The sequence below is a fragment of the Pedobacter aquatilis genome, from assembly GCF_032678425.1.
GTDB lineage: Bacteria > Bacteroidota > Bacteroidia > Sphingobacteriales > Sphingobacteriaceae > Pedobacter > Pedobacter aquatilis_B.
Map to the genome: position 1 here is coordinate 352,874 of NZ_JAVTSG010000004.1, position 22,294 is coordinate 375,167.

A 22,294-nucleotide genomic window follows, 5' to 3' on the forward strand; every position below is an offset into this window, starting at 1 on the left:
GCGAGGCACGAAGCAATCTAAATTTAAAAGATTGCTTCGTGCCTCGCAATGACGAATTATAGAAAACAATTCTATTATTATTTTAACTTCGGAATCCTTGTCGGCGCATCCGTGCCGTTTACAATCGAAGTTGCGCTTTTCGCAATAGCTTTAATCGTTGATAAAATATTTTCTACATCCAAAGTGCTGTATTCATCCTTCACAGTGTGATAGAATTTGTCAACATCAATTTGATCGGTACTAATCGTGTGTGCCGGAACTCCTAAAGCAGCCAAAGTAGCATTATCACTTCTGTAAAATAAATTTTGTTCTGTATAAGGATCTGGATGGAAAGTAAACTCCGTTCCTGCTAAGTTCTTTTGTAAAATTTTGCCAAAATCAGATTTATCGTAACCAGTTATAAAAGCAGAGTTTTTACCAAATTTAGAATCCTTACCAATCATTTCGATATTAAACATCGCCACAACATCATCAGGATTTAATTTCTCTGAAAAATATTTAGCCCCAAAACCACCAATTTCTTCAGCTGTAAAGGCTACAAAAATTAAAGTACGTTCGTTATTTTTTTGAGCCTTATAATATTTCGCCAAGGCAATCATTGCTGTTGTTCCAGATGCATCATCATCAGCTCCGTTTGCAATACTATCACCTTCTACCGATTTGGTTATACCTAAATGATCATAATGACCAGAGAACACAACCAATTCTTTTTCTTTTGATTTACCTGGAATCATTCCGGCAACATTGAACAATGGAAGTTTTTCCGTTTTGTTTTTTACTTCAGCTGTAAATTCTTTAGCATGATTTAATCCGAATACGAAAATCATTGCATCCTGAGTCGGCGACTGTAAATCTTTTTCATCCAAAATTGCACCACGACCTAAGAAAGACTTATATCGTTTGAAATCAGCAGCAAATTTTTCATTAACCAAAACGATTTGCTTTTTGCCTGCACGACTTAACGTACGGTATTGTGCCGCAAAAGTTTTAGTTGTATCTAACTTTACAATACCATCTCCATTTGTTTGATTAAACGAAACTGCCGGAGATTTTCCAGTCACTAAAATATTTTCCTGCGAGATGGTTTGACCATCAATGACCAATTTTGTTGGCTCAGGTGTTAGCTTAACTTTATAAAAAGTCTGACGGAAAGAGTTTGCTCCGCTTAGCGGCTTTAAACCGATTTTCTTAAATTCTGATTCGATAAAAGTTGCCGCTTTATCAATGCCGGGTGTAAAAGTACCACGACCTTCCATTGCATCACTACTTAAAGTTTTAATTAAATGGTCGGTGTATTCACGAGTGATAACTTTATCAATATTTTGAGCGCTTAACTGTAAAGTTGCCATTCCGGCCAGCGCAACAAGAAAAATTTTCTTCATTATTATGTATTTAGTTTATTTATTTAGATTTTACCTGCGAGTTTAACCAATTATCTCTAAAACTTTGCATTTCCTTTGTTAAACCGCCACCAGTTTTTTCAATGGATACAATTTCTAAAATTGGATTTTCAGTAAAGGTTAATTTTGTGGTTTTATCTACTCCGTGATAAGAATAGGTAACATCAACCGCATCACCGGGTTTATGCGCATCAGTTACTTTATTTAATGCGGCCTGGTCTTTAATTTCTGTACCATCAATCGTTAATAGAATTGCACCAAAATCCAAACCTGCGGCATAAGCCGAAGTTCCCGTCAAAGTTTGTGGAACAATTGCTTTACCTTCTTCAAAAGTCATTCTACCAATTCCACTATAAGCTTTACCAGCATTCGCTTTGCGCAAAACATAGCCTGCATTTAACAATAATTTAGCGTAATCATTTTTTTCTGTTCCGTAGATGTATCGCTTAAAGAAATCAGCAGCAAAAGCCTGATTTTTCGTTAAGGCACCTAAAGTTTTTTCCAAATCAGGAATGGTATAGGCAATTTCAGGTTTACCATAAGCTTTCCAAAGTGCACGCATATAATCATCAAGTGTAAGCTTAAATTCACTACGCAATTTTAAATCTAGCGCTAATGCTGTTGCAGCTCCGTAAGTATAATATGAAAGGAAAATATTGTTTTTATTGGTTTGGTCAATCGCAACGCCTGCATCAGCAAAAACTGCATAACGACTAGCCTCAACAGGTGAGAAATTTTTAGCACCAGGCGAATTTAAAACTGCATTTACCAAGCCGTTAAAAGTTTGGGCGGCATTATCAACCGATTTAAATCCAGCTCTGGTTAATAGCAAATTACCATAATATTGTGTAAAACCTTCAGCAAGCCACAACTCATTACTAATATCCGAATGGGTAAAATCAAAGGGTTCTAAAGTTTTCGGACGAAGACGCTCTACGTTCCAGCTGTGAAAAAATTCGTGAGAAAATGTGCCTAACAGATTGGATTCATAACCTTCAATTTTTGGCGTACGCTGAACGATTGTTGTCGAGTTTCTGTGTTCCATCCCATCGCCTGCATAATCCGGGTAAACATCATGTAAGAAATAATAATTTCCATAATCGTAAACCGGAAATTCGCCCCAAACAGCATAATGCTCATCAACCATTTTTTTAAGCATTTCGGCATAATTATCTATGGCTTTTTGATCATCTTTTGAATGTGAAACCAAATGAATCGTTTGCAACTTTCCATCCTTATTTTTCACCTGCCAGCTTGCGGTTTTATAATTCGCTATTTCAGTTGGGCTATCCATAAAATACTGCAAATTGGCAGCGTAAAAAATATCATTGCCCATTGGTTTTAATTGCGTAGCAATCTTCCAATTTTGCTTTTCGACAGCGTTAAATTTTACCAAACGTGGTCTTGCATCCATTCCTACCGGAAATGCAAATACCGCCGGGATATTCATGTGCGCATGTGTTTCATCAAAACCCGCATAAGTTCCATCAATCCAGTTACCGAAAAGTGTGTAGGTAATTTTAACGTTTTTACCATGCTCGGCAATTTCATATTCATCGCCTGCAGGCTGATTAATTTTTAACCGTTTACCGTTATCATCAAAAGCCTTAAAGTTGTAAACGTTTTTGCCAAACTCATGCGTAGCATACCTGCCAGGCGAAGAGCGGCTCATTCTAACCTTTAATTTTCCTGTCGGGATGTTAGGGATTTGCATCTCTATTTGCGCCTCGTGATGGATTGCATTTGGAAACGAAATACTGTAACGAATTTCATTTTGCGCAAATAAACCAACAGACGAGCACGTTAAGAGCGTTGTAGCAACAGCTCCAATAAGTTTTTTCATATGAATAATTTGATGGCCTTAAAATACAAAAAATGGAGGAGGTTTGATGGAAAATGGATAATGTAATATGTAGGATGGAAGATGGTTTATGGAAAAACCTAAATGCAAATTACACATCTTCCATCCTACATATTACATTTGCCATCTTACACCGCACATCATCCATTACCCATCTAACATCTTCTATTCCCCATCCCAATCGTATTTCTCTAAATCGCGATAAGCTCTGCCCTTTAAAATTTCTTTTTGCTTTGATGATTCTGAATCAACTTTAGTTTCGTGAATATTATCTGCAACTTCCATTCTAAAATCCTTATGTTTTTTAGATTCATAAATATCAGCTTCGTCGCCATCAGCGGTTACATAATCGTAAGGTCCGCGGGCACTCATCAGTTTTACAAATACAGGTAAACATTCGAAGAAAATAAACAGCAACCCGATAAACGTTACGGCCATTGCCGTATTAGTATCTTTTGTACCATCGGCATTAAGAGAGAGCTGACCGAGCGCCGAATTTCTATCTGCAAAACCTGCAATATTCGAAAGGCTATCTAATTGCTTTGCGGTATATAATTTCTCCGTGAACAAACCATCGAAATCTTTTCGCTTATCAATAAAAGATTCAGCTTTATTAATGTTTGCTTTTAAACTATCCAGCTCTGCTGTACGTTGTTTAATTTCTGTTTCCTTCCTCTTAGCATAAGGACCGTAACCCATAACACCGGAAGTTTCGTTGGTTTTATTTCCAAAAATTTCGAAATTAAGCTTTTGTCTATCTGATTTTATACCTTTTTCTAAGCTATCACGAGTTGCTTTCTGCTGATTTAACCGACCAAACTCAACCTCATATTTCTTTTCAAAAGCCTTATTCAAAGTATCTATCTTTTTCCGCTGACCATTTAGGTAACTTACTTTAAGTCGTTCTTTAATCTCCTTATCGAAAATCTTTAATTCAATTGGTCTGGAAATTACAATACCAATCATTATCGCCAGTAAAATACGTGGTGTTGCTTGTAAAATTTGCTTGTTTGTAGATGCGCTTTTATTTATGCTCGATACGATGTATCTATCCATATTAAAAATTGCAGCACCCCACAGAAATCCAAAAATCAAGGCAAAAATTACCGCCAAATCATCGCCTTTAAAAACGAAATACATAGCATACCCGCCAGAAAGGGCTGCGAATAAGCCTGTAAAAAAAATGGTGGCGCCAATGCCTGTATATTTATTTTGTTCAGTAGAATACTTCTCCAGTGTTGGAATGTGCGCACCGGAACAAAACCAAAAGAATCGGTTAAGCTTGTTCATAAGAATATTTTATAATTAAACGCCCAAGGGTTTAAGTTGTTACAGTTTTAAACTAAATATTTCACAATTGATATATCTGCCAAGCGTAATTAAAATGTTATAAGCGAAAGCATTATTGTAGTGATGAACTTATTTATATAAGTTTGTAAAAATAATTTTCACATGAAAGAAGTATCAGTACAGGAACTAAAACAGAAAATCGATAATAAAGAAGATTTCCAATTAATTGATGTCCGCGAAACATTCGAATATGAGGTTTCTAACCTTGATGGAGAAAACATCCCTTTGGGTGGCATTTTAATTGAAGCTGATAAAATCTCTAAAGATAAACCAGTTATTATTCAATGCCGTAGTGGTAAAAGAAGTGCCGCAGCCGTTATGCAATTAGAATCGCAATATGGTTTCGAAAATTTATATAATTTAAAAGGTGGTATTTTGGCTTGGCAAGAAGCTTACGACCCGAATATGCCAGTATACTAGAAATGATTGAAGGAAGGAATGAAAGAATGATTGAATATAAATAGTATGTTTTCTCATTCCTTCATTCAATCAATATATCAATCATTATTCAAAATTCATTCAATCATACTATCATTAAATAATTCAATCATTTCACCCGTGGGTAAAAAATTTGCTTTAAATATCTTTTACAACTTAGCTATAATCCTTTCGGTTTTAGGCGTAGTTTGGTGTTATAATAACCACAAATACTTGCCGGGTGCTTTTCTTGTCGGTGTGGCTGCTTGCCTGCTGTACTTTAAGGTTCAGTTAATGAAAGAGATTAGGAAAACGTATCGGGGAAAAGATCAGGAGTAACGCCCTCCAAACCTAAACCTGGTAAATTCTTCAAAATATACTTTCCGTTTTCAAAATCAGGATTGCTAAAAGGGTTATTTTTAGTCAACCACGGGCCATCCAAATCAGCCCAGTTACAAAGTGGTGCCAATGCCGCAGCTGCTAATGTTGCGCAACTCGTTTCACTCATACAGCCAATTAAAACTTTCATCCCAAAAGAACGGGCTTTTAAAATCATTTGGTGCCCTTCATACATGCCGCAGCTTTTCATCAGCTTGATGTTGATACCGTGGTAAGCGCCTTTCAGTTTATCCATATCAACCAATCGTTGCATGGCTTCATCGGCCAATAAAGGAATCGGACTGCGTTCGGTTAACCATGCATTTCCATCAGGGTTATTTTTATCCATAGGTTGCTCGATTAAAACAACGCCTTTATTATGCAACCAGTAAATTAAATCGATGGCTTTTATCTTGTCTGTCCAACCTTGATTAGCATCGACATATAAAGGCACATTTGTAATACTGCGAATGGTTTCTATAATTTCCCTATCGTTATCGCGACCAAGCTTAACCTTAATCACCTTAAAAGCTTCTGCATCTTTAAGTTTCTCTCTGATAACTTCCGGAGTATCAATTCCGATAGTATAAGAAGTTACAGGCATTTTTTCAGGGTTTGCTCCGTAAATCTCATAACAAGGTTTATTCAAAATTTTGCCATTTATGTCGTTCAAGGCAATATCAATGGCTGCTTTTATTGCCGGCTGACCGGGAGCAAGACTATCCAGATAAGCTATAATTTCTTCGAAGTTAAAAGGATATTGAATTCTGCTCCAATCAACGAGTTTCAAAAAGGCATTTGCACTCTCATAGCTTTCGCCCATGTAAGGTACCATTGATGCTTCTCCATAACCAACATGGCCTTCGAAATCAATTTTTAAAAGCATTAAGGGTGTACTTGTACGCGTAAATTTCGAAATTGAAAAGGGATGTTTTAATTCTAATTCAAATTGCTTGCAACTTATTTTCATCATCAATCGTCTATAATATTATTAGAGATATTAGCTCTACAAAAGTATATTTGTTTTATTAACGCAAACCATTCCTGCCATGAAAAACATTTCAAGATTACGGTATTTTATTTATTTATCCTTAATATTTATTGGAGGATGTACCACAGGGAAAAAAGCCTTGCAAAAAGGTGATTATGATGCTTCAGTTTTAAAAGCAGTAAGTCGTTTGCAAAACTCACCAAAAAACAATGAGGCGTTAAGCGTTTTACAAACTGCTTACAGCTATGCATTGCAAGATCATTTAAGGAAAATTGAGGAAAGTAAAGTAACAAATGATTTGTACAGATGGGAAGCCGTGATGTACGATTATCAAAAAATTAATCAGCTTGCTGAAGAAATTAATAGTTGTCCGGCTTGTTTAACAGTTGTGCCTAACCCATCAAAATATATTAAAGAACTTGATGAAAGCAAGTATAATGCAGCAACGGCAAGATACAACTCTGGCATTCAGTATTTAAATGCAAACAATCGCCAATCGGCGAAAAAAGCTTATTATGAATTTGAAAAAGTGTTAAACCTACAGGCAAACTATAAGGATGTTAAAACGAAAATTGACGATGCTTACTGGATGGCGGTAACCCGTGTAGTAGTTCAACCAATCTTTGTTAACAGCCGATTGTACAAGTTAAGCGGTGATTATTTCCAACAGCAAATTGATGAGTTTATGGGAAATTATTCGCGAAATAAATTCGTCCTTTTTTATTCGGAACAACAAGCTACAAAACAAAAAATTGTACCAGACCAGGTGTTAAGTTTAAACTTCGACGATTTTATTGTTGGCCAAACCTATGTTAAGGAAAGAGTAGAAAAATTGAAACGTGATAGTGTTGTGGTTGGCGAAACTCGTGATAGAAAACCTGTTTACGGGACGGTGAAAGCTACACTAAGCATTTTCGAGAAAAATATATCCTCATCAGGTTTATTGGATATGACCATTAGCGACTGGCAGAGCAAGAAAATTGTCCGCCAACAAAAATTTCCGGGAACTTATGTTTGGAGCGATAGCTGGGCAAGTTATAAAGGCGATGATAGAGCTTTAAGCAAACAGCAATTGGCCATGACCAGAAGAAGGGAAGTTGTGCCACCACCGCCTGAAGCGTTGTTTCTTGAATTTACAAAGCCGATTTACAGCGATTTGGTAAACTCGATTAGCTATTTTTATAATAATTATTAACAATTACGTCATTGCGAGGCACGAAGCAATCTCTTTGAAATTAGATTGCTTCGTACCTCGCAATGACGACCTATTCTTAAAGAAAAAAATCTTTTTAAATCTGCGATTCTTATCAGCGAAAATCTGCGGGAGAACTTAGGCTTCGTAATCCCAACGTTAAAATAATTCATCGCTGCTAAGCCATAAGATTATAATGGCTAATATTGTAGCGATGAATACCGGCTTATACAATCCATTCCAAAAATTCGATTTCCTTTATAAAAACTGCTTCCTTAGTGGTAACACTTTTAATTCTCCTGTAATTCAGGTTCCCTTAATCCCTAAATGGTTATTGGAGCAGGCAGGTTTAAGCGGCGAAGAACAAATACAGTTTTTGGATGAAAGCATCCGTTCTTACAATAGCATCGCGATTCCGGTAAATGCTGAGGTTAACGAGCAGTTTTTAAATCCACTGGAGAATAAAATTGAAAAAGCATTTGAAGGCGGTTACAAATCCGTTTCGGCATTACGCGATTTGGATTTATTCAACTGGATTGGGAAGTTTTTGTATGGCTTTGTTTACACCGAAATGCATGGCGCTTTGCGTAAAGAAATGACTGCCGATGGACTAAATATGTCTCAATCTTTAATGATGAAATTTGGCAACTTGAATCTCATGATGCAAAATCTTTATACCAGCATCGAGTTTGAAGACTTCACGCCTTGGTCTATTAATGTGGTTAAACTAGAAAAAGAGGAAACCCCATTTAGCTTCCGCGATGAAATTAACACCCTTACGTTTTCATTAAAATTTAAGGATTTTGGAATAATTGCCTGTCTGCAAGATAACGGCACAAATAATCGTTACCATCAGGAAATTCTAAATGAAGTTAAAGGCAAAGCATTATCGGCAGAGCAGTTTGAAGAATTAACCGCAAGATTTTACTATTCGGCTTATCTTTTTAACCGATTGCCAGAATATACTTTTATGCCTGTTGAAGGTACAACATATATTGAAGCCATGCCACTCCGTGGAAACATGAGTAAGCCTTTGTTTGATGTTTGGCAGCATAAAGTATACGCACAAGTGCTCGAAAATTTCTGGAAACCTTGGGGTTATGTTAAGTTTGAAATCATCAAAAACCCTGAAGCACCGATGAGTTTCTTTGAAAACCCTTGTTTACCTGTTGCCGATTAAAATACCGATAAAGTTTTGCAAAATACCGGGCACAAAAATTATGGTGAATATTAATCCAGTTAAAGCGCCGTAAAAGTGCGCATCATGGTTTATACCGTCTCTTGAATTTTTAGATGCGTAGGCGCAATATATCAAATAAAGAAATCCAAAAACTACGGCAGGTATCCCGATAGGAATAAACATGATGTATATTTTAGACATTGGGTTATACAATATATAGCTAAACAATACCGCACTAATCGCTCCAGATGCACCTAAACTATTGTAATTGAAACTATCTTTATATCTAAATACAGTTGGAATATCGCTTAAAATCAAAGCTAAAAAATAAAGCATACCAAATCTCCAACTACCCATCAAAGTTTCGAGTGTAAAGGCGAAGGCATAAAAAGTAAACATATTAAATGCCAGGTGCATCCAATCTGTATGGATTAAGCCACTTGTAATTAAGGTAAATATATTTTTGCCTTTTGATACACTATACGGATGCAGCATAAATTTTCCATACACGCTGTTATCGTAAAATGCATATAAACTCGTTATAACCGTAAAAACGAAAATTAATGAGGCCACGGGAGCCATGTTAAAATACTCCATAAAATTATTTTAAATCGAGTTTTACATCTTTAATTAACCGTGCTACGGGATATCTGTTATGCGTTTTCTCGTAATAATCTGAATTTTTATAAATAAAATCTAGTTGCGCCGAACCACTCTTTGCAAATGCTGTATCGATTAACTTTTTTTCGTCGAGCTTTGTTTTTAATGCAGTGTCATTTTTCAAAATTTCTGAAGCGGTATCCTCAAAAATATAAGCTGAATAATGCTCTTTCATATCCAAAATCGAATCGAAGAAATTCCAGTTAAAGAACGAATCAGTTGCTTGCGGCTCTAACGTTTCCACAATATAACGGTTTTCAGGCTGATTTACGTACACCACAAAATCTCCGGCATAATATTGTAATTGCTGCTTTATGGTATTCAACTTTACCAAACTATGTAAATAGTGCCCTTCATACGGGCGTGCCCCAGTTTTAAAATCAGAAATGTAATAACTTTCTACCTCTAACTTAACATCGTTTTTCAATTCCTTAAGAGCAATGTTATTAAGTTTAAGCAAAGCGATAACTTTACCCCAAGCTTTCGGAATAATATAAGCAATGGGTTTTTCTACACTAACAGCAGGCTCGAAATTGTTCCACTGCTTAATCATTTTGGTGTAAGGCTTGGTCCTATCATAATACAACCTATCCAGTTCGCTTATATTGCTTGGTTTTTTCGCCCCTACAAAACCTTTGAAAGAGATGCTATCGAATTTATCACGATTTAGCTTCCACTCCAGGGGGAAAGTTTTTTGTTGCGCTACAAACGCATCCGCTTTGCGTTTATTTTCGCCAATAACTTTTGCATCGCGTTGTACAATATCAACGTAGTTCTTTAGGAGTTTATATGTCGCATCAACACGCAAATCGAAAGATTTCAACATATGTGTTTCGGGCATAAAGCCGATTGAATTATGAAGATTAGCATAACCTGTAGAGTAGCGTGGCGACTCAATGAATCCGGTTATTCCACTTTCTGGTGTTTCGCCAACAGAATTTACATAAGGAATCATCGGATAGCCGAGTTTTTCCATTCCCTTATATAAATCGGGCACCAAAGTGTTGGTTAAGTAATTTGATAAAATTGAATTTAGCTTATCTTTTTGCGTCGGAATCAACGTCATCACATACTGATAATCAGAACCATTACTGGTATGCGTATCTACAAAAACCTCTGGTTTCCAGATATTAAATATCGATTGAAAGGCAGCAGAGTTTTTTGAATCTGTTTTAATGAAATCCCGATTTAAGTCAAGGTTTTTACTGTTCCCTCTAAAGCCATAAGCTATTGGTCCGTTCTGATTTGCCCTCGACGTGCCTGTACGGTTAAAGCTTCCGTCGATATTGTAAACCGGGATGATGCAAATCACCACATCTTTTGGCAATTGCTTACTTTTTAGTAAATCACGGGCTAGCATCATCGAAGCATCAATTCCTTCCGGTTCGCCGGGATGAATGCCATTATTAATTAACAGAATACGCTTGTTAGCCTTTCTGATTCCAATCGGGTCGAAAATTTTATCTTTTGATAAGATTAGTAAATGAAGCGGAAGCCCAAAATCGGTTTTACCGTAAGTTTGTAGTTTTGCCTCGGGGTAATTTTTAGCTAAGCTTTGATAGTACGAAATGGCTGCCCTGTAAGTTGTCGTTTCTTTCTTGCCACTATTTTCGTATGGCGTTAGCTGTGCAAAAGTTTGCAAACCAAACAGCAATAACCAAAACACGAAAATATTTCTCATGTTATAAAGGAATGAAGATTTAGGAATTATAATGTTTTGCGGTAAACTTTAATGTTACCAAAATAATATTTGAAGCCAACGCTGTACACATTATAAGTATCAGGATCGTAGTTTTTAAATTTTGTTGATGGGTCGTTATAACCATCCAATCCTTCTCCGAATGTAAAATTTCCTTGGGCATTAATGTTAATTACATAACGGGTATAACCATAACCATCATTTAAGTAAAAGTTTATACCAAAATTAATAGGCACCCAAAGATCTACACCTTTATCTTTACCAGGAAAAGGTCCGTAACCAGCGTCGAAGGCTGCCCAATCTGGTTTGTACCTTACAATATCAGTGATGTTATTTTTTACTGCGCCAATACCAATGCCGGCATAAAGGCCTTTAATGTTGTATAAAAAATTAGTATGATTAAAATCAATAAGTTCTCCAAGCATGAGTTTAACATTGGCATTTACACCCATATACTTGTTTACGAACTGCCTGTTATGCGGGTCAGTAACAATGTCTCCGCCCTGTACCATACCATACTGAGCTTCTAAACCGCCTGTAAGAAATGGGGTAAAATGATGGTCGAGATTACCATATATAGTATAACCCCAATTACCCTCTACAACATCGGTTTTAGAGTAGTTAGGGCCCGCTCCTAAGCCGTAAGACCACTTAAAATAATTTGATTGTGCAATCGAAATATTAGCAATAAATATAAAAAGAATAGATAGAGATGTAACTTTGAGCGGCTTGAAAATCATATCGTTTTTTTACAAAAATAATATGTTTATTCAATATCCATAACTTTTAACTTTGGAAAATGAACACTTACGATAATTTTAACGAATCTTTACAAAACAGATTTATCAAATACGCAAAAATTGATACCCAATCTGATCCGGAATCGCCAACATGTCCATCAACCATGAAACAAAAAAATCTGGCAACGGAATTAGTGAAAGAATTGCTAGAACTTGGTATCGAAGATGCGCATATGGACGAGAATGGTTATGTGTATGCAACCATTCCTTCAACTACTAATAAAGATGTTCCGGTAATTTGCTTTTGTTCGCACATGGATACTTCTCCAGATTGCAGCGGCGAAAATGTGAAACCAATTATCCATAAAAATTACACTGGTGAAGATCTTATTTTACCTGATGATAATTCGATAGTGATTAAACTGGCTGAACATAAAGATTTACAACATCAAATTGGTCATGATATTATAACGGCAAGCGGCACAACCTTGCTAGGTGCAGATAATAAGGCTGGTGTTGCTGAAATAATGGAAGCAGCTGCTTTTTTTGCAAAAAACAAAGAAAGCAAACACGGCGTTATCAAAATATTGTTTACACCTGATGAAGAAATTGGAAGAGGTGTTGATAAAGCCGACCTTAAAAAGCTGTCTGCAGATTTTGGTTACACCATTGATGGTGAAACCTTAGGCTCTATTGAAGATGAAACTTTCTCTGCCGATGGCGCAACGTTAACCATTCACGGTGTAAGCAGTCACCCTGGTTTTGCAAAGGGAAAAATGGAAAGTGCGATTAAAATTCTTGCAGAAATTTTAGATAAACTTCCAAAAAATACTTTAACGCCGGAAACAACCGAATTGAAAGAGGGTTTTGTTCATCCGGTAAGTATTAAAGGCCAAGTTGAGCAGGCCGAAGCGCAATTTATTATCCGCGATTTTACTGATGAAAAATTACAGGCACATGCGCAAGTAATTAAAGAAACGACTCAATTGGTTTTAAAAAGCTACCCGAATTCTACTTATAATTTTGAGGTAAAGGCACAATACAGAAATATGAAACAGGTGTTGGATAAACACCCTAAAATTGTTGAGTATGGCATAATGGCCATTGAAAGAGCTGGTGTAAAAGCCAAAAAACAAAGCATCCGCGGCGGAACCGATGGCTCCCGATTATCGTACATGGGTTTGCCTTGTCCAAATATTTTTGCCGGAGAACATGCATTTCACAGCAAGCAAGAGTGGGTAAGTGTTCATGATATGGAAAAAGCAGTACAAACAATTATAAATATTGCTTGTATTTGGGAAGAACATAGTTAAATTCACTTTAAAATCAGAAATTTATTTCAAAAGATAAATGATAACACTTGAAAACGACCTTTTAAAGGCGACCATTGCTTTAAAAGGTGCCGAATTGCAAAGTTTATACAGTAAAGAAACCAACATTGAATACATGTGGAACGGTGATGCCAATTATTGGGCAAAGCATAGTCCTGTATTATTCCCAATTGTTGGCTCACTAAAAAATAACCGTTATACTTTTAAGGATAAAGAATATGAACTGCCGCGGCATGGTTTTGCAAGGGATTATAATTTCAATTCCGAAAAAATTAGCGATTCGGAAGCCTCATTTACCTTGATTTATACCGAAGATACACTTAAGAATTATCCCTTTAAGTTTGAACTGAAGTTAACCTATCAGCTTATCGAAAGAAAACTGGTTTTAAATTACTCGGTTAAAAACATTGATACGAAGAAAATTTACTTTTCGATAGGAGCACATCCGGCTTTTGCTATTCCAAATACGCCAGATACAAAATATGAGGATTATTATTTGGCCTTTAACGAAGACGAAAAACTAATCTATTGGAAACTTGAAGACGGCCTGGTATCAAACGAAACCGAAACCATCGAGCTGAGCAGGCATCGTTTAAACTTAAAGCATAATCTTTTTTATAATGATGCTTTGGTATTCAAATCGCTGCAAAGCAATTGCATCAGCTTACTAAATAACAAGAACGATTACGGATTACATTTTCACTTCGATGATTTCCCTTACTTTGGCATTTGGGCCGCAAAGGATGCTTCCTTTGTATGTTTAGAACCTTGGTGCGGTGTTGCCGATGGCGTAGAACACAATCAAAAACTTACGGATAAAGAAGGTATTATCAAACTTGAGGCTGGAAAAAGCTGGAGACGTTTCTGGGAAGTTGAATGCTTTTAATTCAGTTCTATACCGATAGTAATACGCCTCAAGATTGCTCCATTCTTCGCAATGACGTTACTGTTTTTCGTCTTGTGAGGAAGAACAACGAAGCAATCTCTATAAAAATAATTGAGATTGCTAACCGACATCAGGCTTATAACTATTTCTTCACCTCAAAACTAAACGTTCCGCTTCCTGGTAAACCCAGATTGCTCATACCTTGAATAACGCCAATATACAAGCCGGTTTGATCTGAAGTATAAAAGCTTATTTTACCCTTCCCGTTTTTATCTAAATTTAGCTCTGGCGACCAATATAACGTATTTCGGAAGTCTGCTATTCGGCTTGCCTTTAGCTGTTCCGTATCATATTTAGGTGAATAAAACTCTCGTTGCAATTGCATCCCTTCATAATCTAAAACCACCGCATGAGGGTCGATTTCTGTACCCCCCAAATCACCTTTTGGTGTACGGAAACTTAAAATGCCTTCTACACTCAATGGTCCAAAGTAATAGCGTTCTCTTATCACCTCCAGTTTTTCAACCTTTAACGGGTCGATAGCCATAACTCTATCCAAATTAAAATATGGCACACCGTCTAATAATACTAATGGATCAACATCCTGATCAAGAATTGTAGTTTCGCCTAAAATATGAAAGTGATATTTTTTTTGTTTTCTATATACAAAAACCTGCGCTACATACTCCCTTAAAACCTCCTCCATAGTTCTGAAACGAGTATAATCATTCAAATTATAGGTTTTGTAAGGCTTTAAATAAAATGAAGAACTATCGATATCAGGTGTATAAAATTGCCTTAATTTTTGGCCAGCGTAAATATTTTGCAACTGCATATTTAAACTTCGGGTATTCAAATCTTTTAGTTGGCTGGCTCCAATTTTTAATGGTGATGGTTTGAAGGGCGAATAGTTCTCGAAAAATGGATTTTCTAAAGAAATATTTAATGTACTATCCAGTTCATAATTTGGCTGCAATACAATTTCGTTTTGTCCGTAAAAATCTCTGGTATTAAATAGAAAATGACCTGTGCTATCACTTGATGCACCATAAAACTGAACTCTTTTACCCGGAACGCCCATGTAGGTAAACATATTTTTTACAGGCTTGTTGTTTTTATCCTGTATTTTTCCGGCAATTAAATGACCGTTATACTCTGGCAAATATTTGAAATTAGGTTTAGTATTTGATAAGACCTTATCCCAATCAAACCTTCGCCAACCTTGGGTTATCATTAAATTATCAAGCGCCTCCTTGATACTCGAACCATTATTTTGGAAATAAAAGCCAGGCGATTCTACATTACCCTTTAAATTTGAAAATAACATAAAGTAATTCTCTATGTTGATTTCATTTTTTACATCGAGAGAATCTACTTTGTAAACACTTACTGATGCACTTGCCGTTTCATTTAACTTCGAGTTAATTGCGGCAGAAACATCAACGGTTACGGCTTGCCTGTTGCTGTAACTATTTAAATCTGTAGTTGTAAAAATGTTAAGCTTTTTCTCTGGCTTTTTAAAATACAGCCGCTCAGCCACAGCTTTTCCTTCATTATTAAAAACAGTAATGTAATTGGCACCATCACTAAGTTGATTTTGACTAATCGTAAAACTGCGCTGTCCAAATGCTAATGTTGCACTTTCCGAATATGATATTTTGCTCCCGTTATGGGCAATCAGATAAACATGGGCATCGCTAAAGTTAGAGTTAACCATAGCGGTTAAATTATGACTAGCCTCATTAACACTTAACACAAATCCGTTTTTCTTGGCGATTGGTAGTTCCTGAAAAATAACATCTTTTGCACCAGATTTTGCAACCGCTTTATAAGTGGTATTTGGTGCTGGCGTTAGGTTAAATGTGCCAATGCCGAATTTTAAAGATTGAAACCTCGCAGCCGTATCGCCTTTGCTGCTCACAATTACACCATTAATATCCAAACCTTTACCGTCTGTTCCTACAATTTTAAACCCAACTTTCGATTGTACACCTTCAACTAAATCGCCCCCCTCCGGAAAAAACTGAAAATCAAATTTCTGCTCTTCTGCCTTTGCCGTTTGTGGCGTATTTAAAGTATTAACGATTGTAATTTTTTTCTCAAAGAAAGTTTGTGCACCAAAATTCTTCATCCAGTTGGTATACGAACGTATTTTGTAATGGCCATTATTCAAATTAACGGGAATAAATATCGAGCCATTTCCCTTGCCATCTTTCAATGCAATTTTAGTTTGTAAAACTGGGTTGTTCTTTTCATCCAACACTTCAAAGTAAGCCAACTTACTTACTGTTGCAGGCTTATTGTCTTGAGCGTTTACGCAGTAAATTTTAAACCAAAGCAACTCTCCGGTTAGGTAAAAATCATTGTCGGTTTGAACATATATTTTCTCTCTGAAATTGTTTTCAGAATACTTGGTAAATGCCTGCTCAATGGTCGCTAATGATTGGGCATAGCTACTTACCGAAAGCATCAGCAATAAAGAGAAGAATATATTAAATTTAAAAAAGCGCATCATTATCGTAAAAATTTATTGCCAGAAAGCCGGTTTTTTATTTGTGCCTCTTATCGTACAATCCGAACATCCCGAACCCGCACCAGTATGACCAATAATAACACCTGAATCGTTTGCAACTTGATCAAGCGGTATAAGCACTTTACTTTGAAATAACATATCACCATCTTTGGTAAAAACGGTATCAGGTTCGCTGCAAGAAAATGGATAGGTTAATCGCCAATTCGGCAACCTGTCTTTTGTTACATAAATCCTTTTTTGAGTAACTGTACCCGCACTGATGTAACCGATAACAGGTTCGGCGGCATTTGAAATATTGCGAATATTGCCGGTAAGTTGAGAGGGTTGTGCATCAAAAATAGACCCTAGATTTTCAGTATTCTTTTTAAGTAGCTCCCAGAATTCAAAAGCATCTTTTGTTAAAGCATATTGCTTAACTAAAATACTGTATTTAATCCCTATTTTTTCTGAATCAGATGGAACAAGCGTTACGGGATTCTGGAAGATAACATCATTTACCAGTTTTAATGAAGAACCTAATACAATCGAGCTTGAAATACTATTTCCCCAACAGCTGAAAATGTTTTCGGTATTCATATCACGCGAAACAATTCCTTTTCCATCAGCCTTAAACGCAGAAAAATATTTAGCATTGAATTGCCAGGTTTCATTATACTCCCATCTGTAATAACGGGTTTTGTTACTCGCATCATGAGTATTAGCATAAATTTGCAAGCCTGTTTCTGCCACTTTATAATTGAGGCTGTCAATCTGCGGTGAAACTTTTGACTCTACAAAATCTGATAAATAAGTAGAACCCTTGGTAACAATTCTAACCCGGTATTTTCTGGTGTTATCCAAATTTAATGGCGCAGCAGCATAAGTTCCTAAAGGTTTTTCAACCAACCGATAAACTTGACTGGCATCACTCTCTACAGTAACTGTTGCACCACTTTCAACCTTTAAAGTAGTTTTGCTATCCAATAAAACCGTGCGGCTTAAACGGATAAATGTAGAATCTGCACCCGTATTTATTATGCCTTCAACAACCAAATAATTATAATTTGTTGCCGTAACATTTGGATTAAATGCCTTTTTACAACACAACAAAACCAAAAGGATGAATACGATATATAATTTCTTAAATATTTTCATTTCGTTAAAATCTTATGTTATAGTTAACAAAAGGTATGGCAGATGCAAAAATGGATAATTGAAAGCCTTTAATCACACCACCTTCTTGCGTAAAATATGCAGAATATGCATTTTGTCTTCCCGTTAGGTTATACACGCCGATTGTCCAGCTGTTGTGCGTACGCTGATGAACTTTATGATTTCCTTCAATATTCATAGATAAATCCGTTCTAAAGTAATCAGGTATCCGGTAGGCATTTCTATCCGAATAAAAAACCCTTTCGCTTCCGGCATAATAATATTTAGCAATTGGTAAGGTAATTGGCCTGCCAGTGCTGTAAGTTGCATTTAAGGATATGCTAAAGCGATGTGAAAAACGGTAATTGCCTGTAAAGTTAAAAGCATGTGGCTTATCGTAATTGGCAGGGTAATAGTCGCCACCATTAATTGGCACAGCAACGGTTGGGTCGTTCATTTTAAGTAAGGTTCTCGAATAGGCATAACTCATCCAGCCGTTTAAATTTCCGGTGGTTTTCTTTACAAAAAATTCTATACCGTAAGCTTTGCCTTCAGTATTTAACACATCGGTTTCAATATGATGGTTAAGCACAAGGTTTGCACCACTGCGGTAATCTAAATAATCCTTTAGTTTTTTGTAGTAAACCTCTACAGATGTTTCTATCGTTTGAGCGTTGAAATTTTTGTACAATCCCAAAGAAACCTGACTACCAAATTGTGGCTTAATATTCGGATCACTTAATTTCCAAACATCAGTTGGTGCAATTGCCGTAGTATTTGATAATAAATGGATATACTGCCTCAAAGTATTGTATGCCGCCTTTATCGAGAAATTATCATTAACATTATACCTTGCTGAAAGTCTAATTTCCGGCCCTTGATAAGTTTTAATCAATTTATTTTTACCATAAGCCGTGCTGTCAATTTGGTTTACACTTGTTCTGGGCAAACCCGGTGCATAATTATTAATCGTTTGCGGACCTAAGTAATTAAACAACGAATAACGTACACCGGCGCTTATCGAAAGGTTATTACCAATATCATATTTATCGCCAATGTAAAGTGCGCTTTCTAAAGCCTGTTCTGCTGGTATCACATCAGGTCGGGTAAGCGATTCATCGCCCAATGGCTGATAGCTACCCGGGTTGAGTTTATAATGTATGCTCGATAAACCAAAGTTTACCGTATGGTTATTGCTCAAATAGTAGGTAAAGTCAGACTTAACATTTAGCTGATTGATATTAAAATCAAGACTGTAAGCATTTACCGGATTTACCTCACTATTAATATTGTATTCATATCTGTCTGCTCCGGCAGAGAAAACACCATAAATTTTATTATTAAAAGTGTGTTTCCATTTCAAAGCAATATTCTTGTTGCTGTAACTATAAGTAGTATCACTGTTTAACTTAAATTTATCGGTACTGAAATAACCAGAAAAGTAAAGGTTATTTTTTTCATTAAACTGGTGACTAATGCCAAGGTTAATATCCGTAAACGAAGCCTTACTTTGTTTATAATCATCGGGCAAAAGCTTTAATAACCAGTTAGAATAAGTTGTTCTTCCACCTAAAATAAACGACGTTTTGTTACTGTCAATTGGTCCTTCTATGTTAAAACGACTGGTAATTAAACCAATACCTGCCGTACCCGTAATTTTCTTTTTGTTGCCTTCGCGGTTATTAACCTCTAAAACGGATGATAACCTTCCACCAAAACGCTCCGGAATGGTGCTTTTGTAAAGCTGTACATCTTTTACTAAATCAGGATTAAAGGCAGAGAAAAACCCAAAAAAGTGTGATGGATTATAAATGGTTGCATCATTCAGCAAAATCAAGTTCTGATCTTGCGAACCACCGCGAACACTAAAGCCTGTACTCGCCTCTCCAACCGATTGCACACCTGGCAATGTTAGCACCACCCTTAAAATATCAGGCTCACCAAATACCGAAGGCACTTGCTTAATGTCCTTAATATTCAAACGGTTTACACCCATTTCAACACTTTTAATGTTTGCAATTTTATCAGCCGATATTTTAACTTCCTTAAGCGACATTACCTGCTCCTGAAGTTCAATATTTAACTTTCCATCGCTGTATAACATAATCTGCCTACGGGCATCTTTGGAAACAACCGATTTAATGTTTAACGTATGCTTACCCGTTGGCAGTGTGATCGAATAAAAGCCGAACTGATCAGACATGGCACCAACTTTAGCATCAATCGAGTAAATGCTGGCCCCAACTATAGGCTCGCCAGATTTTACATCTCTTAAATAACCCGCCATGGTTACTTTGCCTGGTTTTATTGAATTGGTTTTAACACCAACCGCATAAATCTTATTTTCAATCGTAGCTTCGGCAACCTTTTCTACCTGATTATCGTTAAAATAATCCTTTTCCTGCACTGTTGTAGGCTTGGTATTTCCTGTATTTGGATAATAACCATCAGCTAAAAGCGTTCTAATCTGTTTGGTTTTAGTTAAAAAAACATTGGTTCCACTAACGGCAAAATGATAGTCAGAATCTTTAAAAGCTTGCTCCAGTACAAACGAAACCGATTTATTATCCGCTTTCAGTGTTACTCTTAAGCTGTCCATTGTAGCTAAATCATAATAGAACTTTAAGGCAGATTTTGCTTCGATATCTTTCGCAACTTCTTCAATTTTTGCCTGATTAAAATCTACAGAAATAAGCCTTTTATTATCCTGCGCAATTGATTGTATAGCAATTAACGATAAAAATAAAGTTAAAAATTTGGTGAGATTACGCATGTTTAGTTAGAAGTATTATCAATATGGGCGGCTAATAGTTTTAGTGCTGGTATTTGCTCTTTATTAAATCGGATTGAGTTGGTTCTCAATAACTTTTTAAGCTCAGATTTCCGCTCTTTGTACAATTTCAAAAAAGAACCTTCATTGGTGATTTTATAATATTTGCCATCTCTCTTGTAAAAAAATTGAGTTCTAAGTAAGAAATACTTGCTTAAATCTCTGGTGCCCGATGCCTGTTGTAAAGTTACACTTCGTTTTACCAAAACCTCCGTTTTACCTTGGTAAACCATTTCCAAAAAGCCAGATTTGAAAGGAATATTCGTACTGTCGCTGCTGGTATCGATATACACGTGGCGATGATTATCAACTGTAAATTCTGCTACCCGTTCAGAAATTAAACTAAGCTGCAAAAAGCCATCGCCGGTGGTGCTTACCAATAAATCCTTATAAATATCATACAATAACGATACGTTTTCAAAGCGATAGCCATCGTAAACAACCGTTCCCTTTCTCATTATTTTATCTTCGGGAAAATAGGCAGAGCCATCAATATTTGCCCTATACCCGGTATACGAAGCACCGTTAGAAAGCCTGGATTGCGTACCAATTTCTTTATTAAAGTAAGTGATTAGGTTTTGTTCGGCGCTTGTGTGTAAAATACTGTCGGTTTTTAAACCCTGTGCATAAGTTAGTTTTATACTAAATAGTGATAGAATTAAACAACAGGTCAAAAGTTTGGTCATGTTTTCAGGGCGAAATAATTTTTTAAGATATAAACAAAGATTATATTCTAAATATAAGTATCAAAAAAGTTATTTAATTCTTTTTAGGGATGAACAATACAACCCCTAATTTGTCGTTTCTGACCCCTTAACTTCACAGTAAATCACCATAACTTAGTTCAACTAAATCAATAAAGATGAATACCATGCACCCTTACTTAAACTTCGACGGCCAGGCCGAAGAAGCTTTCAATCTTTACAAATCTGTTTTCGGTGGCGAATTTATATTCCTGAAAAAAATGGGCGATGCACCTGGCGCCGAACAACTGGCAGATGATGAGCGTAATCGTATTATGCACATTGCTTTGCCAATTAACGAGCACACCATTTTAATGGCTTCAGATTGTGTTCCATCGGCAGGCCATGTACTAAACCAAGGCAATAACATGTACATTAATGTTATGGCAAAAAGCCGTGAAGAAGCAGACAGGTTATTCAATGGTTTATCCGTTGGTGGTACGATTGAAATGCCAATGGAAGATCAGTTTTGGGGCGATTACTTCGGCAGTTTTAAAGATAAATTCGGCATCCAGTGGATGATAAATTTCGGAAGCTACTAGATAAATTAAATTTTCTAAGCAGATTTTTTTGTTGGCATTAATATTTGAAGCGCACGGCTCACTGCTTTTCGGTCACAGCAGTCCCGCCAATGCTTCAATCTTTTGGCTTAAAACTTACGAAGTGCAACAACAACTTCGTAAGTTTTGCCAAAAGTATTTCCGCGAATGTCGGGGCTATTTAACAAAGCACACTTTTTGGCTAGACGAACTACCGATAATGATAAACCCGATTGCGCCAAATAGCTCCCGATTTCAGCTTCTGTATGTACAATAAAGGTGCTGTTGCTTTTTGCACTACATCATCGGGACTATAGGCAAAAGCGGGGCTGGATTTGCCATTATTGGCTAACTTATATTTTCAATGAAAGTTAGGCAAAGCTCACCAGATGATGGCGGTGATAATGGCGGTCAAACCACTCAAACCCCTCCA

At 36.4% G+C, this 22,294-nt stretch carries 18 protein-coding genes; 7 read left to right on the forward strand and 11 right to left on the reverse strand.

Features of this window, described 5'->3' with window-relative positions; all coding sequences use genetic code 11:
• Positions 1 to 77: 77 nt before the first annotated feature.
• From R2Q16_RS14975 to R2Q16_RS14985, 3 genes are all read right to left on the reverse strand, one after another.
• On the reverse strand, positions 78 to 1,382 hold the full coding sequence (locus tag R2Q16_RS14975) for a M20/M25/M40 family metallo-hydrolase (RefSeq protein WP_316738058.1): 1,305 nt from the start codon (positions 1,380 to 1,382) through the stop codon (positions 78 to 80).
• A gap of 19 nt (positions 1,383 to 1,401) precedes the next feature.
• Positions 1,402 to 3,243 carry a PDZ domain-containing protein gene (locus tag R2Q16_RS14980; protein WP_316738059.1) on the reverse strand — a complete coding sequence of 614 codons (1,842 nt, stop codon included), beginning with the start codon at positions 3,241 to 3,243 and terminating at the stop codon, positions 1,402 to 1,404.
• 183 nt (positions 3,244 to 3,426) lie between these two features.
• Entirely contained in the window at positions 3,427 to 4,551 is a 1,125-nt protein-coding gene (locus R2Q16_RS14985; RefSeq protein ID WP_316738060.1) for a DUF4407 domain-containing protein, read from the reverse strand.
• 162 nt (positions 4,552 to 4,713) lie between these two features.
• Between R2Q16_RS14985 and R2Q16_RS14990 the strand changes: the two genes are divergently transcribed.
• Both R2Q16_RS14990 and R2Q16_RS14995 read left to right on the forward strand, forming a co-directional pair.
• Complete coding sequence (locus R2Q16_RS14990; protein ID WP_290242978.1) at positions 4,714 to 5,031, forward strand: rhodanese-like domain-containing protein; 318 nt, start codon at positions 4,714 to 4,716, stop codon at positions 5,029 to 5,031.
• A gap of 45 nt (positions 5,032 to 5,076) precedes the next feature.
• Positions 5,077 to 5,367: a DUF6358 family protein gene (locus R2Q16_RS14995; protein ID WP_316738061.1), complete on the forward strand. Its 291-nt coding sequence runs from the start codon at positions 5,077 to 5,079 to the stop codon at positions 5,365 to 5,367.
• On the opposite strand, the gene R2Q16_RS15000 is transcribed toward R2Q16_RS14995, so the two are convergent.
• A complete protein-coding gene (locus R2Q16_RS15000) occupies positions 5,333 to 6,376 on the reverse strand; it encodes a dipeptide epimerase (RefSeq protein WP_316738093.1) in 1,044 nt (347 codons plus the stop codon). The two genes, R2Q16_RS14995 and R2Q16_RS15000, sit on opposite strands and share 35 nt — an antisense overlap.
• Before the next feature lie 79 nt (positions 6,377 to 6,455).
• Between R2Q16_RS15000 and R2Q16_RS15005 the strand changes: the two genes are divergently transcribed.
• Both R2Q16_RS15005 and R2Q16_RS15010 read left to right on the forward strand, forming a co-directional pair.
• Positions 6,456 to 7,592, forward strand: a complete 1,137-nt coding sequence (locus R2Q16_RS15005) for a hypothetical protein (protein ID WP_316738062.1) — start codon at positions 6,456 to 6,458, stop codon at positions 7,590 to 7,592.
• Between the two features lie 193 nt (positions 7,593 to 7,785).
• Positions 7,786 to 8,769, forward strand: a complete 984-nt coding sequence (locus R2Q16_RS15010) for a hypothetical protein (protein ID WP_316738063.1) — start codon at positions 7,786 to 7,788, stop codon at positions 8,767 to 8,769.
• Here R2Q16_RS15010 and R2Q16_RS15015 read toward each other — a convergent pair.
• From R2Q16_RS15015 to R2Q16_RS15025, 3 genes are read right to left on the reverse strand one after another with little or no spacing between them, the layout of a single operon-like run.
• Positions 8,752 to 9,366 (reverse strand): rhomboid family intramembrane serine protease, encoded by a 615-nt coding sequence (locus R2Q16_RS15015; protein WP_316738064.1) that lies wholly within the window; start codon positions 9,364 to 9,366, stop codon positions 8,752 to 8,754. The two genes, R2Q16_RS15010 and R2Q16_RS15015, sit on opposite strands and share 18 nt — an antisense overlap.
• A 4-nt stretch (positions 9,367 to 9,370) precedes the next feature.
• On the reverse strand, positions 9,371 to 11,110 hold the full coding sequence (locus tag R2Q16_RS15020) for a M14 family zinc carboxypeptidase (protein WP_316738065.1): 1,740 nt from the start codon (positions 11,108 to 11,110) through the stop codon (positions 9,371 to 9,373).
• 26 nt (positions 11,111 to 11,136) lie between these two features.
• Positions 11,137 to 11,868 carry a hypothetical protein gene (locus R2Q16_RS15025; protein ID WP_316738066.1) on the reverse strand — a complete coding sequence of 244 codons (732 nt, stop codon included), beginning with the start codon at positions 11,866 to 11,868 and terminating at the stop codon, positions 11,137 to 11,139.
• 59 nt (positions 11,869 to 11,927) lie between these two features.
• Here R2Q16_RS15025 and pepT point away from each other — a divergent pair, with 59 nt between their 5' ends.
• Together pepT and R2Q16_RS15035 are read left to right on the forward strand one after the other, a co-directional pair.
• Positions 11,928 to 13,181, forward strand: a complete 1,254-nt coding sequence (pepT, locus tag R2Q16_RS15030; RefSeq protein ID WP_316738068.1) for a peptidase T — start codon at positions 11,928 to 11,930, stop codon at positions 13,179 to 13,181.
• A gap of 37 nt (positions 13,182 to 13,218) precedes the next feature.
• Positions 13,219 to 14,085: an aldose 1-epimerase family protein gene (locus R2Q16_RS15035; protein WP_316738069.1), complete on the forward strand. Its 867-nt coding sequence runs from the start codon at positions 13,219 to 13,221 to the stop codon at positions 14,083 to 14,085.
• A 142-nt stretch (positions 14,086 to 14,227) separates the two neighbouring features.
• Here the strand turns inward: R2Q16_RS15035 and R2Q16_RS15040 are convergent, their stop codons facing one another.
• The 4 genes from R2Q16_RS15040 to R2Q16_RS15055 are packed head-to-tail and all read right to left on the reverse strand — an operon-like array spanning position 14,228 to position 21,265.
• Positions 14,228 to 16,600, reverse strand: a complete 2,373-nt coding sequence (locus R2Q16_RS15040) for a hypothetical protein (protein WP_316738071.1) — start codon at positions 16,598 to 16,600, stop codon at positions 14,228 to 14,230.
• Between the two features lie 12 nt (positions 16,601 to 16,612).
• Entirely contained in the window at positions 16,613 to 17,752 is a 1,140-nt protein-coding gene (locus R2Q16_RS15045) for a DUF4249 domain-containing protein (RefSeq protein WP_316738073.1), read from the reverse strand.
• 4 nt (positions 17,753 to 17,756) lie between these two features.
• A complete protein-coding gene (locus tag R2Q16_RS15050; protein ID WP_316738074.1) occupies positions 17,757 to 20,522 on the reverse strand; it encodes a carboxypeptidase-like regulatory domain-containing protein in 2,766 nt (921 codons plus the stop codon).
• Between the two features lie 2 nt (positions 20,523 to 20,524).
• Positions 20,525 to 21,265 carry a hypothetical protein gene (locus tag R2Q16_RS15055; protein WP_316738076.1) on the reverse strand — a complete coding sequence of 247 codons (741 nt, stop codon included), beginning with the start codon at positions 21,263 to 21,265 and terminating at the stop codon, positions 20,525 to 20,527.
• Between the two features lie 176 nt (positions 21,266 to 21,441).
• On the opposite strand from R2Q16_RS15055, the gene R2Q16_RS15060 reads away from it, so the two are divergent.
• Positions 21,442 to 21,864, forward strand: a complete 423-nt coding sequence (locus tag R2Q16_RS15060; RefSeq protein ID WP_316738078.1) for a VOC family protein — start codon at positions 21,442 to 21,444, stop codon at positions 21,862 to 21,864.
• Positions 21,865 to 22,294 lie beyond the last annotated feature (430 nt).